The sequence below is a fragment of the Pseudomonas azotoformans genome (genome assembly GCF_900103345.1).
Lineage (GTDB): Bacteria > Pseudomonadota > Gammaproteobacteria > Pseudomonadales > Pseudomonadaceae > Aquipseudomonas > Aquipseudomonas azotoformans.
In genome coordinates, this window is the sequence record NZ_LT629702.1 from 4,011,179 (window position 1) to 4,027,900 (window position 16,722).

Genomic DNA, 16,722 nt, shown 5'->3' on the forward strand with positions numbered 1-16,722 from the left:
GCCTTGATGCGTCGCGTCCTGTTTGCACTGTTGCTGCTGCTTGCCCTGCCCGCCTGGGCAGCCGAGCCTAAAGAACTGACATGGTCGGAGCTGATACCGCCGGATGCCCCGCCGGAAGTGCCGAACATGCAACCCCTGCACAATCTCTCCAGCATGGCGGATGCCCTGGAATCGGCCCCCGCAGCCAAGCAGGACCTGCCCAACGCGCCGGTGGTGCCAGCGCTCGATGGCCAGCACATTCGCTTGCCCGGCTACATCGTGCCACTGGAAGTCAGTGAAAACGGCCGCACCACCGAGTTCTTGCTGGTGCCGTATTTCGGCGCATGCATCCATGTGCCGCCGCCGCCGTCGAACCAGATCGTGCATGTCAAAAGCGAAATCGGCGTGAAGCTCGATGAGCTGTATCAGCCGTACTGGATCGAGGGTGCAATGCAGGTCAAACCGTCCACCAGCGAGCTCGCCGATGCCGGTTACCAGATGGAGGCCGAGAAGATTTACATGTACGAATTGCCCGAATAACGCTTATCGCCCTTTCATTGAGCTGAGTCAAAAGACCGAACGGAACGATCTTTACCATTGGACCTACAACTTTTAAACGTCCTTTGGAGCTCCCATGAACAAGTCTCTGCTCGGCGCGTCCCTCTTCGCGCTCGCCCTCGTTGCCCCCGTCGCACACGCTCACGAAGCGGGCGACATTCTGGTTCGCGCCGGTGCAATCACCGTGAACCCGAAGGCCGACAGCGGCCACGTCAAGGTTGACCAAGGCCCGTTGGCCGGTGCCAACCTGGGCGGCAAGGCGACCATGAGCAGCGACACTCAGTTGGGCTTGAACTTCGCGTACATGCTGACCAACCACGTCGGTATCGAACTGCTGGCCGCCACGCCGTTCGAGCATGACGTGAAGATCAAGGGCACCGCCCTCGGCGCCGCCAACGGCAAGCTCGGCACCCTGAAACACCTGCCGCCGACCCTGAGCGTCGTGTACTACCCACTGGACAACAAGTCGGCCTTCCAGCCGTACGTGGGCACCGGTATCAACTACACCTGGATCTACGACGAGCACGTCGGCAGCCGTGCCCAAGGCGCAGGCTTCAGCAACTTCAAGGCTGAGAACTCCTGGGGCTGGGCCGCACAGATCGGCGCCGACTATATGATCAACGACAAGTGGATGATCAACGCCCAGGCGCGCTACATCGACATCAGCACCAAGGCCACCGTGGACAACAATGCCCTGGGCCAAGGTACTCGCGCCAAGGTGAACGTTGACGTGGACCCGATGGTTTACATGGTGGGTATCGGCTACAAGTTCTAACTGAGATCCAACAAACACCGCATAGCAAATGTGGGAGCGGGCTTGCTCGCGAAAGCGGTGGGTCAGTCAATGAATCTGTTGACTGACACTCCGTCTTCGCGAGCAAGCCCGCTCCCACATTTTGGTTCTATGTTTCTTCAGGTATGGCGGTAGTAACGGTCCAGCAATGCCGGCAACCCCGCCCGCCACGCCCGTGGCTTGATGCCGAACGTGTGGAGGATTTTCTTGCAGGCGAGCACCGCGTGTTGCGGTTCTTCACTCGCATCCGGCCGGGCCGCATGGGCCTGGGCGGTGGGGGACTCGATCGCCAACGGATGGTAGTTGCGCGCTTCGGTGAGAATCGCCTGGCCCAGCGCCAACGGCGTGGTCGCTTCATGGCCGGCGTAGTGGTAAGTGCCCCACAACGGCGCCGCACAATCGAGTTGCTTGAGCACCGAAATGATCACCCGTGCCGCGTCATCCACCGGTGTCGGGTTGCCGCGTCGGTCGTCCGCCATCAGCAACTCATCCGGCTTCTCGGCCCGGGCCAGGAAGCGCCCGAGAGTGCCGTCGACGCTGTCATCCAGCAGCCAGCCGAACCGCAACAGCACATGTTGCGGGCAGGTGGCGCGCACGCTCTGTTCGATACGCCACAACGCCTGGCCACGCAGGCCCAGGGGCACCGGCTCGTCTTTTTCGCTGTAGGCGGTGGCGCGGGAGCCATCGAACACGCGGTAGCTGGACGGTTGCAACAAGGTGATGTTGTGGTGTTGGCACAGCTCGGCCAGGCGCTCGATGGCGAACTCCTGGGCAGCCAGGCGGGTTTCGCTGACCGCTTCGGCCTGGAACCAGTCGAAGTAGTAGGCGAGGTTGATCAACGCATCGGGACGGGTGTCGTCGAGCAATTGGGTGAGGCTTGCGGCATCCCAGCCGTCTTGGGGCGGTTTGGGTGCGAGGAAACCGATGTCTTCCTCTGCACCGAGGCGAATCAGCGCCTGCCCGAGGGCATTCCCGCCGCCCAGTAACATAAGGCGCATTCGCATAGATTGAGCAGGCCCGGTCTGTTTGGAACGAAGGTTTTCTGGTATTGGCCAGAATCGTTGCATTTTGCGGGTTTGTAGCGCAACCGTCACGGATTAACTATCTTCGCGTCAACCTCCCCAGGCTCCTGCTCAAGGGCCGCCCGCGCAGGCACCATGACCTGCTGTGGATAAGTCTGCGCGAAGTGCACCTCGGCACAGTTATCCACAAGCTTTTTCAGGCGCTGGTTGAACGCACGGCTCACCGCATACTGCCCGCCCGACACCGTGCGGAACTGCGCCGTCAGCACCACGCCGTTGAGGTCCATCTTGTCCACGCCAAATACCTCCAGCGGCCCTTGCAGGTTGTACTTGAGGAATACGTCGTCGCGGATCGACTGCCCCGCTTCACGGATCAACTCCACTGCCTTGTCCACGTCCGTGTCGTAGGTGAACTGCACCGAGAAGAACGCATAGGCAAATTGCCGCGACTGGTTGGTGACCGCCTTGATCTGGCCAAACGGCACCGAGTGCACAAAGCCCTTGCCGTCGCGCAGGCGCAGGGTGCGGATGGTCAGGCCTTCGACGGTGCCGGCATGGCCGGAGTCGAGCACCACCCAATCGCCGATGGACAGGGTGTCTTCGATGATGATGAACAGGCCGGTGATCACGTCCTGCACCAGTTGCTGGGAGCCGAAACCGATCGCCAGGCCGACCACCCCGGCACCCGCCAGCAACGGGGCGACGTTGATGCCGAGGTTGGCCATGGTGGTGATTGCACAGATCACCACCAGGATGATTTTCACCGCATTGCGCAGCAGCGGCAGGATGGTTTTCACCCGCGTACTGGGTTGGCGGCTGGAGCGTTTGTTGACCGGCGGTTTCAGCGCTTCCTGGATCGCCGTGTCGAGCACCACCCAGAACAGCCAGGTCATCAGCAGGATCAGGCCGATGCTGCTGAGGGAGTCGCTGATCGCGCGACCAATCGAGTTGCGCTCGGCGAATTCAAACAACGACACGCCCCAGATACGCCCGAGCACTTCGATAAACGCCACCGCCATGACGATGCGCAACAGCGCATGCAGCAGACTGAGGAAGCGCTCTTTGTAGGCACTGCTGCGCTGGATTGCCACCTGGCTGCGGGATTTGAACAGGTGTTGCAGTACCGTACTGAGAAATACCGTGCCGATCAGCAGGATCGTGGTGAACAACGCACAGCGCAGCACCTTCTGGTTGTCGTCGCCGGCACCGATCAGGTTGATCGCCGAGACCAGCACCATCAGCAGGATCGGCCAGTACCAGAGCCCCGAAAAGATGCGCAGTGATTGCTGCAGGGCCGGGTGTTTGAGGCGCTGGGCCAAAGGCCGATTGCGGATCAGGTGGGCGACCGGGCGGCGCAGGCGAACCACCAGCACGCCGAAGATCACCGTCGCAAACAGGCCGGTGAATACCGCGATGCTACTGGTGATATTACCGCCCAATTGGCGTGCGATCTGCGGGCTGGTGAGCGCGTCGCTGAGGGCGGCGAGGAAGCCGATCAGGAACAGCGGCTTGGGGCAGTAGTCGCGAATGATCTGCACCGCCGGGCGTTTGTGGCCAACATTGAACATGACGATCACGCACAACAGCATTGAGGTGGAAAAGATGCCGCTGCTGGTGGCGTAGGCAAAACACAGCGCCAGCGCGCGACCCACGGAGGTCGGTAGAAAATGGCTGATGTACAACGTGAGGGGCAGGCAAACCAAAGCCGGGAGTGTGTACGGCACGACATAGCCGAGCACGGCCTGGAAGCGTTTGCGCCGTGCGAAAAACATGCGTTGCCCCAGGCGTCGCACCATCACACGCCCCAGTAGCGTCAGCAGCGTAAAGGCGCCGACCCACACCCCGGACAGCAACAGAAAGTCCCCGGCGACGCTCCAAGGCGAACGCTCAGCGGTCTGGTTGACCAGGCGGCCGACTTCGTTCGCGGCCCGGTCGGCGCGCAGGCGCCATTCGTCAATGAAGTTCTGGTTGAGGTCCAGCTTCTGCTGAACATCATCAATGCTGGAGCTGATCGCTCCGAGAAGGCCACCTTCCACCAGCAGCTCCGGCTTGGCCGGCGCTTCGGGTTCCGGCGCAGTGGCCGCAGCGTGTAGCGCGCCACTGCCGCAAAACAGCAGCACGCCGAGCAGTAATGCAGTCTTGGGATTCAGCAAAACACCGGGCTCCTTCAAAAGGGTCTGTAAGGAACTGACGGGTTTGCGCCTTGAACGTTCCCCTCTGCCGTCTGTAGGAAGCCGGAAACTTTCAGCCAAAAATCACAGTCAGCCATACACGGGGGCCAGGCCCCCACTTCTTTCACAGGAGCAATCATGGCTGCGATCCCCGACTGGGTGCCCATCACCCCCAGTGTCGCCATCACTCGCTTCACGGTGTTGACGGTCAATATCCACAAGGGCTTCACCGCCTTGAATCGACGCTTCATCCTGCCGGAGCTACGTGAAGCGGTGCGCAGTGTGGGTGCCGACATGGTGTTCCTGCAGGAAATCCACGGCACCCACGAGCGTCATCCGCAGCGCTTCAGCGACTGGCCGAATATGCCGCAGTACGAGTTCCTGGCCGACAGCATCTGGCCGCAATACGCCTACGGCCGCAACGCGGTCTACCCCCACGGCGACCACGGCAACGCGTTGCTGTCGAAATTCCAGATCGTGCGCTACGACAACCTCGACATCTCCCAGAGCGGCCATGAAAACCGTGGCCTGCTGCATTGCGTGCTACGCCTGCCGGGCACCGGCCAGGAGGTGCATGCCATCTGTATTCACCTGGGCCTGCGCGAGGTGCATCGCCAACAGCAATTGCGCCTGATCGAGCAGCGCATCAGCGAGATCCCGGCCGACGCGCCGTTAATTGTTGCCGGTGATTTCAACGACTGGCGACAAAAGGCCGACCTGAGCCGCAGCGGTCTCAAGGAAGTGTTTGTCGAAACCCACGGCAAACCCGCACGCACGTTCCCGGCGCGTCTGCCGTTGCTGCCGCTGGACCGGATCTACGTGCGCAATTTGAAGGTGCATAACGCCCGGGTACTGACCACACGGCCCTGGTCCCATCTGTCGGACCATGTGCCGCTGTCGGTGGAGATCGAACTATGAACGTCGCCGTAGAACACATCGCCACCGACCAACCGCCCGACGAGGCCAAGGCCCGCGACCTGGATTACGGCTGGCAGAGCGGCAACCAGATCGAGTTGCTGGAGAACGGCGAGGCGTACTTCCCCAAGGTGTTCGAGGCCATGCGCGTGGCGCGGCGGGAGATCCTGCTGGAGACCTTCATTCTTTTCGAAGACAAGGTGGGCCACGAGCTGCAAGGCATTCTGATCGAGGCCGCGCAGCGCGGGGTAAAGGTGGTGGCAAGCCTGGACGGATTCGGCTGTGGCGAATTGAGCCAGCCCTTTCTTGGCGAGCTGGCCGAGGCTGGCGTCATCGTGCAGATGTTTGACCCCGCATCCAAGACCCTGGGCATCCGTACCAATTGGTTTCGCCGCTTGCATCGCAAGATTGTGGTGGTGGACGCCGAAGTCGCGTTTATCGGCGGGATCAACTTTTCCGCCGATCACCTGGGCGATTTCGGCCCCGAAGCCAAGCAAGATTATGCGGTGCGGGTGACAGGCCCGGCGGTGGCCGACCTGCATCATTTCGCCCTGGCCCAAAGTGGCCGCCAGGTGCGTACGCGACGTGGTTGGCGGCGGCGCCAGCAGCGGCCTGCGTTGTGGTCCAGCGACAACGGTGAAGGCCTGGTGCGCTTGATCTACCGCGACAACGTGCAGCATCGCGATGACATCGAAGAGGCGTATATCCATGCACTGAGCAAGGCGCAACAGCGCGTGGTGATCGCCAACGCCTACTTCTTCCCCGGCTACCGCCTGCTGCGCGAAATCCGCAACGCCGCACGCCGTGGCGTGCACGTTCAGCTGATCATGCAGGGCCAGCCCGACGTGCTGTTGGCCAAGTTGGCGGCGCGCATGCTCTACGACTATCTGCTCAAGGATGGCGTCGTGATTCACGAGTATTGCCAGCGGCCACTGCACGGCAAGGTGGCGCTGGTGGATGACGAATGGAGCACCGTGGGTTCGAGTAACCTGGACCCGTTGAGCCTGTCGCTGAACCTGGAAGCCAACGTGTTGATCCGCGACCGAGGGTTCAATCAACAGCTGTACGAGCGCCTGGAAACACTCGCCAAAAACCATTGCCAGACCATGCCGGAAAACCGCAAGCCACGCCTGTGGCTCTGGCGATTGACCGTGGGTTTCCTGGTGTTTCATGTGATGCGTCACTTCCCGGCCTTGACGGGTTGGCTACCTGCCCACAAGCCACGTCTGAAACCCATTGGGAGCCAGGCCAATGACCGCTGAATCCCGGTTCAAACAGTGGAAGAAACCGCTGACAATCGCCTTCTTCCTGCTGCTGATCGTGCTGTTCACTCTGCTCGCGCGACGCATCGACTGGAGTGAAGTGGTGCAGACCCTGGGCGACTTCAAGCTACGCACGCTGCTGATCGCGAGTGCGCTGACGCTGTGCAGTTTCCTGGTGTACGCCAGCTTCGACTTGATTGGCCGCACCTACATCCGCCAGAACTTGGTGTGGAAGCAGATCTTGCCGGTGGGCATCATCAGCTATGCGTTCAACCTCAACCTGAGCGCGTGGGTGGGCGGCATCGCCATGCGTTATCGGCTGTATTCGCGGTTGGGCGTAAGCACCGGCAATATCGCCAAGATCCTCGGCCTGAGCCTGGCTACCAACTGGTTTGGTTACATGGCAATTGCCGGGGTGGTGTTCAGCAGCGGCCTGGTCACGATGCCACCGGGGTGGAAAGTCAGCACCACGGCATTACAAGGCATCGGCGCGTTGTTGGTGCTGGCCAGCCTGGGTTACCTGGTGGCCTGCCAGTTTTCGAAAAAGCGGGCGTGGACGGTTCGCGGTATGGAAATCAACCTGCCGTCGGTGCGCATGGCGTGTTTGCAGTTGCTGTTGGGAGCGTTGAACTGGTCGCTGATGGCGGCGGTGATTTTCACGCTGTTGCCGGCCAAGCTCGACTATCCGTTGGTATTGGGTGTGTTGCTGATCAGCGCGATTGCCGGGGTTCTCACCCATATCCCCGCCGGGCTGGGCGTGCTGGAGGCAGTGTTCATTGCGTTGTTGCAGCATGAAGCGTCGCGGGGCAGCTTGCTCGCCGGGCTGATTGCGTACCGCGCCATTTATTTCATTGTGCCGCTGCTGATTGCGCTGGTGATGTACCTAGGTGTGGAGGCGAAGGCCAAGGCATTGCGGGTGAAGAAGGCACCTGCCTGATTCACTGCCGGCGGTGACTCAAACCCCAAAGCGGCTGCGGTAATCGCTGGGCGCCAGGCCAGTGATTTTCTTGAACGTCGCACGAAAGGCGCTGGGGTCCTGATAGCCCACCGTCCAGGCGATATGGTCGATAGTGCCGTTGGTGAACTCCAGCATCTGTCGCGCCTTGCCCACTCGTAGGTGCTGGCAGTATTCGGTGGGTTTCAAGCCAGTGGCGTTGCGAAAGCGCCGTAGGAAAGTGCGCTCTTCCAACCCGGCTTCCTGAGCCATCGCCGCAAGAGAGACATCCACCGCCCCGCTGGCCTGCAACCAGTGCTGAACCTTGAGAATGGCCGCATCACCGTGGCCAAGAATCGGCGCGAAGTTACTACCACATTGGCTGGCACTGTCACTGTGCTCGATCACCAGGAAACGCGCCGTGTCCGCCGCAATGCTCGGGCCCATCAGGCGGTCGACCAGACGCAGGCCGAGTTCGGACCAGGCCATCAAGCCGGCGGTGGTGATCAAGTCGCCGTCATCGACGATAGGCTTGTCGGCCTCCAGGCGCACCGCCGGGTAGCGGGTGGCGAAAGACTTGGCGGAAGACCAATGGGTGGTAGCGCTGCGCCCGTCGAGCAGTCCACTGCGCGCCAGCATGATCGAGCCAATGCACACACCGCCCAGTACCGTGCCTGCCGCGTGTTGTTGGCGAATCCATTCCAGCAGCGCTGGGGGTGCCTGCTCTTCTGTAAACTCACCGATCGACGGCGGCACCAGCACCGCCATCATCGGTTGCTCGGGACCGGGATGGCTGCTGAAGACGCGCACCGGTGTGCCGGCGGTGTCCACCTGCCAATGGCTGACCCGCAGCAATGGCAACTGCGCGGATTGATGCTCGGCGGCGATGCGATTGGCCACGCCGAACAGGTCGGTCAAGCCGTGCACGGCGGCCAGTTGCGCCCCCTGGTAGATCAACACGCCCAGCTCAACAACGACCATTGTCAGTTTTCCCCCTGTTATTGTCGGTGCAGCCAATGCCAGGTGCGGGCGCCAGCTAAGATACTGGGCCCATCAACCCATCACGAGGCAACACACATGGCCAAGCAAGCGCTCATCCTAATCGATATCCAGAACGACTACTTCCCCCAGGGCAAGTGGCCACTTGACGGCGTTGACGCCGCGGCGGACAAGGCTGCGCAGGTGCTGCAAGCGTTTCGCAAGACGGGTGATGCGGTGATTCATGTACGTCATGAGTTCACCTCCGATGACGCGCCATTCTTCACGCCGGGCTCCAAGGGCGCGCACCTGCATGGCAAAGTGCTGAACGAGGGCAATGAGCCAGTGGTGCTCAAGCATTTCGTGAATGCGTTCCGCGAGACCAACCTGCGTGCCCTGCTGGAACAGCGCAGCATCACGGACCTGGTGGTGGTCGGCAGCATGAGCCATATGTGCATCGACGCGGTGGTGCGGGCGGCGGCGGACCTGGGCTACAGGGTTACAGTGATTCATGACGCCTGTGCGACTCGGGACCTGGAATTCAATGGGCAGGTGATCCCGGCGGCGCAGGTGCATGGCGCCTACATGGCGTCGCTTGCGTTTGGTTATGCGGGTGTGGTGTCTGCGGATGAATACCTGAAGGCGCAAGCAGCGGCGGCATGACCGCCACTTGTCGCTACGGCGTCAGCGGGTCGCGATGATGAACAGGCGCGGAAACGGCAGCAGCACGGTGCCATCGGCCAAGGCTGGGTAAGCCTGGGTGATCCGCGCCTGGTATTCCTGTAGGAACGCGGCTTTTTCATCGCCAGTCAACGGTGCGAGAAAGGGTCTCAGCGCCGAGGCTTTGAACCACTCCACCACTGCCGCGTGATCCGCCAGCGGGTGGAGATAGGTGGTGCGCCACACATCGACGGTGCTGCAGTGCTGACTCAGCAGCTCGTAGTAGTAACTCGCGGCGTGGCGCTCATTGTGTTTGACCGCGCCGATTTTTTTAGACCAGGGGCCATCGGCGGCGACTTCGCGGGCCAGCCGATGGGCGGGCTCATCAAGATTGTCCGGGGTTTGTACCGCCAGCGTACCGCCAGGGGTCAGTTGGTGAACCAGGTGCGGGTACAGCGTGGCGTGGTCCGGCAGCCATTGCAGGGACGCGTTGGCCAGGATCACATCGAAGGCTTGCGCAGGCTTCCAGGCACCGATATCCGCCAGTTCGAAGTTCAGCGCCGGCAGCCGTTTACGGGCGTCGGCCAGCATGTCATCGGAGCTGTCCATGCCGGTGACATGGGCTTGAGGAAAGCGCTCGGCCAGCACTTCGGTGGAGTTGCCGGGGCCGCAGCCCAGGTCCACGGCGGTGCGGACGTCAGTGTTTGGAATGGCCGCAACCAGGTCGCGAACGGGACGGGTGCGCTGCTGTTCAAACATCGTGTACTGCTTGGCTGACCAGGTCATCACGGCTTTCCTTCTTTTTGAGGGTGGCTGCAAGCCTAAATCTTGTGAGCCATGAGAACAAATGCCAGGATTGACGCACTCCCATACCTGAAAAGTATCCCAATGCTGGAACTTCGCCAACTCAAGGCCTTCATTGCCATTGCCGAAGAAGGCTATATCACCCGTGCCGCCGAACGCTTAGGCATGCAGCAGCCACCGTTGACGCGGATGTTGCAAAGTCTTGAGGCCGAATTGGGGGTGGTCTTGATGGAGCGTTTGCCCCGTGGCGTACGCCCCACTACAGCCGGGCTCGCGTTACTGGACGAAGCGCGGCAGATTCTCGCCCAGGCAGACGGAATTGCAGAGTTGGTGCGCCGCGCCGCACGCGGTGAGCGTGGGCGCCTGGCGATCGGGTTTACCAGCTCGGCGGCGCTGCATCCCTTTGTGCCGAGTGTATTGCGGCGGTTTCGCGAAACCTTTGTTGGCGTGACAGTGGTGCTGGAGGAAGCCGGGACCGGCGAACTGCTGGACGCGTTAATGCACGAGAAGCTCGATGCGGCGTTTATCCGCTCGCCCCTTAGCGGGACGCAATCACTGCAGGACGAACCTATCCTGGTGGAACCCATGTTACTGGCGCTACCGACGGAGCATCCCTTGGCAATCAACTGGGGATCTCCCCTGCCCTTGGCAGCGCTGGCGACGGAATCTTTCGTGCTGTATCGGCGGCGCGTGGGATTGGGCTTGTACGACGCGATTCTGGTGGCCTGCCGTGAGGCAGGGTTCAGCCCAAAGGTGGTCCAGGAAGCCCCGCGCATGACCGCGACCCTGAGCCTGGTGGCGGCGGGGCTTGGGGTGTCTATCGTCCCGGCGTCGATGCAGCGCCTGCGCGGGGACGGCATCGTTTATCGGGAACTGACGGAGTGTCGCAGCCTGGTGGCGCCGTTGCATTTGGCGACGCGGATAGATGATGGTTCGGCGGTGTTGCAGCGGTTCAAGGAGATGGTTGTCACCGCCGCGTCGACTGAAGCTGATCACGGGTAATAAAAAACCCCCGAGGCCTTAGCCAGCGGGGGTTCTGTGTGTTCCGGGTTTTAAACCTCAGAACGGGATATCGTCATCAAAGCTGTCGAAATCCGGAGCGGGCTGCGGCGCGGCCTGTTGTGGCGCTGGGCGCGACTCACGCTGCGGCTGCTGGCTTGGCTGCGGACGCGACTGCTGTGGACGCGGTGCCGAGTTGGACATGCCGCCCTGGCCCTGTTGGTCGCCCTGTGGACGGCCGCCCAGCAGCTGCATGGTGCCTTGCATGTCGACCACGATTTCAGTGGTGTAACGTTTGATGCCGTCTTTTTCCCACTCGCGGGTCTGCAGCTTGCCTTCGATGTAGACCTGCGAACCTTTGCGCAGGTACTCGCCGGCGATCTCTGCGACCTTGCCGAACATCGACACACGGTGCCATTCGGTTTTCTCGACCTTCTGGCCGGTCTGCTTGTCGGTCCACTGTTCGCTGGTCGCCAGACTCAGGTTGGTCACGGCGTTACCGTTAGGCAAGTAGCGAACTTCGGGATCCTGGCCGCACGTACCGACCAATATGACTTTGTTAACCCCACGGGCCATAACGTTCTCCTAGGCTGGGCGCGCTGTCGACACTGGATTGACCAGTTGCTCGAGCGTCGCGCGATCCAATAATTCGGTGTCCAATTTGATGTAGATGGCGGCTTCTTCAGCAACAACCACGGCATCGGTAACCCCAGTAACGGCCTTGAGGCGCTCGACCAGACCGGCTTCGCGGATCGCTTCGGGCGATAACGGCAAACGCAGACTCGTCACATAGGGAGGTTCGCGCATGGTAACAGCAAAGGCCAGCCAGAGGGCAGCCAGACCTGCGCATCCAAGGAACACAACCGACAAACCGCCATGCTGGAACATCCAGCCACCCATGATGCCGCCCAGTGCGGAACCCAGGAACTGGCTGGTGGAATACACCCCCATCGCCGTCCCTTTGCCGCCGGCCGGTGAAACTTTACTGATCAGCGAAGGCAACGATGCCTCCAGCAGGTTGAACGCGGTGAAGAACACCACCGTGCCGATTACCAGCGCCCGCAGGCTGTCGCCGAACTGCCAGAAGAATAGCTCAGTGAGCATCAGCGTCGCGACGGCGCCGAGCAAAACTCGTTTCATTTTGCGTTTCTTCTCGCCGTAGATGATGAACGGGATCATGGCGAAGAACGAAATCAGCAACGCTGTGAGGTAGACCCACCAGTGCTGTTCCTTCGGCAGGCCGGCTTTTTCCACCAGCGCGAGGGGCAACGCAACAAAGCTGCACATCAGCATGGCGTGCAATACAAAGATACCTAAATCCAGGCGCAGCAGGTCCGGGTGCTTGAGCGTCGGCAACAAGGCTTTGCGCGCAACGCCGGACTCACGGTGCTGCAACGTGCCGGTGGAACGCGGCACCATAAAGGCCACGATCACGATGCCGAACAGCGCCATGCCGCCGGTGGCGAGAAACAGCCCGTGCAGCCCGAACGCGCGGGTCAGCAAGGGGCCGACCACCATGGCCACGGCAAACGACAGGCCGATGGTCATGCCGATCATGGCCATGGCCTTGGTGCGGTGTTGTTCGCGGGTCAGGTCCGACAGCAACGCCATGACCGCAGCAGAAATCGCGCCGGCGCCTTGGAGGATACGCCCGGCGATCACGCCCCAGATGGAATCGGCTTGAGCCGCGAGCACGCTCCCGAGGGCAAACACGATCAGCCCCAGGTAGATCACCGGGCGGCGACCAATGCGGTCGGAAATGATCCCGAACGGTATCTGAAAAATCGCCTGGGTCAGGCCATAGGCACCAATGGCCAGACCGATCAATGCAGGGGTCGCGCCAGCGAGATCCATGCCATAGGTCGCCAGCACCGGCAACACCATAAACATGCCCAGCATACGGAAGGCGAACACCAGGGCCAGACCGCTTGCCGCTCGGGTCTCGCCGCTACTCATGCGTTCGCTGTGGGGATCGTGCATGGAAAAACCTCGTGTGAACCGGCGGCGATTCTACCAGTCCCATCGATTGAGAGGGTATATGCGGCGCTTTGCCGCGCAGCTTTCATCTAAGGCTGCACACGGCCTTTTGACAGTGTATATTCATCCAGTCTTTAGCCGTATACTCCGGCATTATTTATGCCCGCCGTGCGAGGCCATCTTGGACAAGATCCTGATTCGTGGGGCTAGAACCCACAACCTGAAAAACATCGACCTGACCCTGCCCCGGGACAAACTGATCGTCATCACCGGCTTGTCCGGGTCCGGCAAATCGTCGCTGGCGTTCGACACACTGTATGCCGAAGGCCAGCGCCGCTATGTGGAATCGCTGTCGGCCTATGCCCGGCAGTTCCTGTCGATGATGGAAAAGCCCGATGTCGACACCATTGAAGGTCTGTCGCCGGCGATCTCCATCGAGCAGAAGTCGACTTCTCATAACCCGCGTTCCACCGTGGGCACCATCACCGAAATCTACGACTACCTGCGCCTGCTGTATGCACGCGTGGGTATTCCGCGTTGCCCGGACCACGACATTCCCCTGGAAGCCCAGACCGTCAGCCAGATGGTCGACCTGGTACTGGCCCAGCCGGAAGGCGCCAAGCTGATGCTGCTGGCACCGGTGATCCGTGAGCGCAAGGGCGAACACCTTTCCGTCTTCGAAGAGCTGCGGGCGCAAGGTTTTGTGCGCGCGCGGATCAACGGCAAGCTGTATGAGCTGGACGAAGCGCCGAAGCTCGACAAGCAGAAGAAGCACTCTATCGATGTCGTGGTCGACCGCTTCAAGGTGCGCGCCGACCTGCAGCAGCGCCTGGCGGAATCCTTTGAAACCGCATTGAAACTGGCCGACGGTATTGCACTGGTGGCGCCGATGGACGACGAGCCGGGCGAAGAAATCATCTTCTCCGCGCGCTTTGCCTGCCCGATCTGCGGCCACGCCATCAGCGAACTGGAACCCAAGCTGTTTTCCTTCAACAACCCGGCCGGCGCCTGCCCGACCTGCGATGGCCTGGGCGTGAAGCAGTTCTTCGACATCAAGCGCCTGGTCAACGGTGACCTGACGCTGGCGGAGGGCGCCATACGCGGCTGGGACAGACGCAACGTCTATTACTTCCAGATGCTGGGGTCGTTGGCGGCACACTATAAATTCAGTCTGGAAGTGCCCTTCAACCAACTGCCGGCGGACCAGCAGAAGGTCATTCTTCACGGCAGCGGTTCGCAGAACGTCGACTTCAAGTACCTGAACGACCGTGGCGATATCGTCAAGCGCTCCCACCCGTTCGAAGGCATTGTGCCGAACCTTGAGCGCCGCTACCGCGAGACCGAATCGGCCAGCGTGCGCGAAGAGCTGGCGAAATTCCTCAGCACCCAGCCTTGCCCGGATTGCCGCGGCACTCGCCTGCGTCGTGAGGCGCGGCATGTCTGGGTGGGCGAGAAAACATTGCCGGCGGTGACCAATCTGCCGATCGGTGATGCCTGCGAGTACTTTGGCGTGCTCAAGCTGACCGGTCGCCGTGGGGAGATCGCCGACAAGATCCTCAAGGAAATCCGCGAGCGGCTGCAATTCCTGGTCGACGTTGGCCTGGATTACCTGTCGCTGGATCGCAGCGCCGATACCTTGTCTGGCGGCGAAGCACAGCGCATCCGCCTGGCCAGCCAGATTGGCGCCGGTCTCGTGGGGGTGTTGTACATTCTTGATGAGCCGTCGATTGGTTTGCATCAACGGGACAACGATCGCCTGCTCGGTACGTTGAAACACCTGAGGGATATCGGCAACACGGTGATCGTGGTCGAGCACGATGAAGACGCGATTCGCCTGGCGGATTACGTGGTTGATATCGGCCCGGGCGCGGGCGTGCATGGCGGACATATTGTCGCCGAGGGCACGCCTGCCGAAGTCATGGCGCACCCGGACTCGCTGACCGGCAAGTACCTGTCCGGCCGGGTGAAGATCGAAGTACCGGCAAAGCGTACGCCACGCAACAAGAAGCTGGCGCTGCACCTCAAAGGCGCGCGTGGTAATAACCTGCGCAATGTTGACCTGGAAATCCCGCTGGGCCTGCTGACCTGCGTGACCGGTGTTTCCGGCTCCGGCAAGTCGACGCTGATCAACAACACGCTGTTCCCCTTGAGTGCCACCGCCCTGAATGGCGCGACCACCCTGGAAGCGGCGGCCCATGACAGCATCAAGGGCCTGGAACACCTGGATAAGGTGGTCGATATCGACCAAAGCCCGATTGGCCGTACCCCACGCTCCAACCCGGCAACCTACACTGGACTGTTCACACCGATTCGTGAGCTGTTTGCGGGCGTACCGGAATCCCGCTCACGGGGCTACGGACCGGGCCGGTTCTCGTTCAACGTCAAGGGTGGCCGCTGTGAAGCGTGCCAGGGCGATGGCTTGATCAAGGTGGAGATGCACTTCCTCCCGGACATCTACGTGCCGTGCGATGTGTGCAAGAGCAAGCGCTATAACCGCGAAACGCTGGAGATCAAATACAAGGGCAAGAGCATCCACGAAACCCTCGAGATGACCATCGAGGAAGCGCGGGAGTTCTTCGACGCCGTTCCGGCACTGGCGCGCAAGCTGCAGACCCTGATGGATGTGGGCCTGTCGTATATCAAGCTGGGGCAGTCGGCGACCACGCTGTCCGGTGGTGAAGCGCAACGGGTGAAACTGTCCCGCGAGCTGTCAAAGCGCGATACCGGCAAGACCCTGTATATCCTTGATGAGCCGACCACCGGCCTGCACTTCGCGGATATCCAGCAACTGTTGGACGTGCTGCACCGCCTGCGCGACCACGGCAACACCGTGGTAGTGATCGAGCACAACCTTGACGTGATCAAGACCGCCGATTGGCTCGTAGACCTTGGGCCGGAAGGTGGTTCCAAGGGTGGCCAGATTATCGCTGTGGGCACGCCGGAACAGGTCTCCGAAATGCCGCAGTCGCACACTGGTTACTACTTGAAGCCGTTGCTGGAACGCGACCGGGCCTGACTTTTCCAGGCTCAATAAAAAGCCCCTGTCACTTTACGGTGACAGGGGCTTTTTCGTATCCGGGAATCAGAACTGCGATTGCAGGTAATTCTCAAGGCCGACCAGCTTGATCAGGCCCAACTGCTTTTCCAGCCAGTAGGTGTGATCTTCTTCGGTGTCATTCAACTGCACGCGCAGGATTTCCCGCGTGACAAAGTCGCTGTGCTGCTCACAGAGCTCGATGCCTTTGCAAAGCGCGGCGCGGACCTTGTACTCGAGGCGCAGGTCGGCAGCGAGCATGTCAGGGACCGTGGTGCCCACATCCAGGTCATCGGGACGCATACGCGGCGTGCCTTCGAGCATGAGGATACGGCGCATCAGTGCGTCGGCGTGCTGTGCCTCTTCTTCCATTTCGTGGTTGATACGCTCGTAGAGCTCAGTAAAGCCCCAGTCTTCGTACATACGCGAGTGGATGAAATATTGGTCACGAGCCGCCAGTTCGCCCGTCAGCAACGTGTTGAGGTAATCGATTACGTCGGGGTGACCTTGCATCGCCCTACATCTCCCTGCTTGAAAGTCTGTAGTTTGAACCATGATGACTCGAAGGTCACGGGACCAACGGCAGAAAAGTGAAGATTTTCCGAGAAAAGTGGCGGATTTAACGCAAAAACCGCC

Annotated in this window: 15 protein-coding genes; 8 read left to right on the forward strand and 7 right to left on the reverse strand. The window is 61.0% G+C overall.

The window, feature by feature from the left end; translation table 11 throughout:
* The first annotated feature begins 6 nt into the window (after positions 1-6).
* Entirely contained in the window at positions 7-519 is a 513-nt protein-coding gene (locus tag BLR69_RS18120; protein WP_071493720.1) for a DUF3299 domain-containing protein, read from the forward strand.
* Between the two features lie 94 nt (positions 520-613).
* Positions 614-1,312 carry an OmpW/AlkL family protein gene (locus BLR69_RS18125; protein WP_071493721.1) on the forward strand — a complete coding sequence of 233 codons (699 nt, stop codon included), beginning with the start codon at positions 614-616 and terminating at the stop codon, positions 1,310-1,312.
* Positions 1,313-1,449: 137 nt separating this feature from the next.
* On the opposite strand, the gene BLR69_RS18130 is transcribed toward BLR69_RS18125, so the two are convergent.
* Both BLR69_RS18130 and BLR69_RS18135 read right to left on the reverse strand, forming a co-directional pair.
* The gene (locus BLR69_RS18130) at positions 1,450-2,334 is read right to left on the reverse strand and encodes a sugar nucleotide-binding protein (protein WP_076955295.1); all 885 of its coding nucleotides are present in this window, start codon (positions 2,332-2,334) and stop codon (positions 1,450-1,452) included.
* A gap of 86 nt (positions 2,335-2,420) precedes the next feature.
* A complete protein-coding gene (locus tag BLR69_RS18135) occupies positions 2,421-4,505 on the reverse strand; it encodes a mechanosensitive ion channel family protein (protein ID WP_071493723.1) in 2,085 nt (694 codons plus the stop codon).
* 156 nt (positions 4,506-4,661) lie between these two features.
* Between BLR69_RS18135 and BLR69_RS18140 the strand changes: the two genes are divergently transcribed.
* The 3 genes from BLR69_RS18140 to BLR69_RS18150 are packed head-to-tail and all read left to right on the forward strand — an operon-like array spanning position 4,662 to position 7,637.
* Complete coding sequence (locus BLR69_RS18140; RefSeq protein ID WP_071493724.1) at positions 4,662-5,441, forward strand: endonuclease/exonuclease/phosphatase family protein; 780 nt, start codon at positions 4,662-4,664, stop codon at positions 5,439-5,441.
* Positions 5,438-6,700, forward strand: coding sequence for a cardiolipin synthase ClsB (gene clsB / locus BLR69_RS18145; protein ID WP_071493725.1), 1,263 nt, complete (start codon positions 5,438-5,440; stop codon positions 6,698-6,700). The genes BLR69_RS18140 and clsB overlap by 4 nt, the downstream gene beginning before the upstream one ends.
* A complete protein-coding gene (locus BLR69_RS18150; protein ID WP_071493726.1) occupies positions 6,690-7,637 on the forward strand; it encodes a lysylphosphatidylglycerol synthase domain-containing protein in 948 nt (315 codons plus the stop codon). The genes clsB and BLR69_RS18150 overlap by 11 nt, the downstream gene beginning before the upstream one ends.
* A gap of 18 nt (positions 7,638-7,655) precedes the next feature.
* Here the strand turns inward: BLR69_RS18150 and BLR69_RS18155 are convergent, their stop codons facing one another.
* Positions 7,656-8,615, reverse strand: a complete 960-nt coding sequence (locus BLR69_RS18155; RefSeq protein ID WP_071493727.1) for a GlxA family transcriptional regulator — start codon at positions 8,613-8,615, stop codon at positions 7,656-7,658.
* 96 nt (positions 8,616-8,711) lie between these two features.
* Between BLR69_RS18155 and BLR69_RS18160 the strand changes: the two genes are divergently transcribed.
* Positions 8,712-9,275, forward strand: a complete 564-nt coding sequence (locus tag BLR69_RS18160) for a cysteine hydrolase family protein (protein ID WP_071493728.1) — start codon at positions 8,712-8,714, stop codon at positions 9,273-9,275.
* Positions 9,276-9,296: 21 nt separating this feature from the next.
* On the opposite strand, the gene tam is transcribed toward BLR69_RS18160, so the two are convergent.
* On the reverse strand, positions 9,297-10,058 hold the full coding sequence (gene tam, locus BLR69_RS18165) for a trans-aconitate 2-methyltransferase (protein ID WP_071493729.1): 762 nt from the start codon (positions 10,056-10,058) through the stop codon (positions 9,297-9,299).
* Positions 10,059-10,160: 102 nt separating this feature from the next.
* Here tam and BLR69_RS18170 point away from each other — a divergent pair, with 102 nt between their 5' ends.
* Complete coding sequence (locus tag BLR69_RS18170) at positions 10,161-11,078, forward strand: LysR family transcriptional regulator (protein WP_071493730.1); 918 nt, start codon at positions 10,161-10,163, stop codon at positions 11,076-11,078.
* A gap of 57 nt (positions 11,079-11,135) precedes the next feature.
* On the opposite strand, the gene BLR69_RS18175 is transcribed toward BLR69_RS18170, so the two are convergent.
* Together BLR69_RS18175 and BLR69_RS18180 are read right to left on the reverse strand one after the other, a co-directional pair.
* Positions 11,136-11,651, reverse strand: a complete 516-nt coding sequence (locus tag BLR69_RS18175) for a single-stranded DNA-binding protein (RefSeq protein WP_003232445.1) — start codon at positions 11,649-11,651, stop codon at positions 11,136-11,138.
* 9 nt (positions 11,652-11,660) lie between these two features.
* Positions 11,661-13,055: an MFS transporter gene (locus tag BLR69_RS18180; protein ID WP_071493731.1), complete on the reverse strand. Its 1,395-nt coding sequence runs from the start codon at positions 13,053-13,055 to the stop codon at positions 11,661-11,663.
* A 178-nt stretch (positions 13,056-13,233) separates the two neighbouring features.
* Between BLR69_RS18180 and uvrA the strand changes: the two genes are divergently transcribed.
* Positions 13,234-16,068, forward strand: a complete 2,835-nt coding sequence (uvrA, locus tag BLR69_RS18185) for an excinuclease ABC subunit UvrA (RefSeq protein ID WP_071493732.1) — start codon at positions 13,234-13,236, stop codon at positions 16,066-16,068.
* A 66-nt stretch (positions 16,069-16,134) separates the two neighbouring features.
* On the opposite strand, the gene bfr is transcribed toward uvrA, so the two are convergent.
* Positions 16,135-16,599: a bacterioferritin gene (bfr, locus tag BLR69_RS18190; RefSeq protein WP_071493733.1), complete on the reverse strand. Its 465-nt coding sequence runs from the start codon at positions 16,597-16,599 to the stop codon at positions 16,135-16,137.
* Positions 16,600-16,722 lie beyond the last annotated feature (123 nt).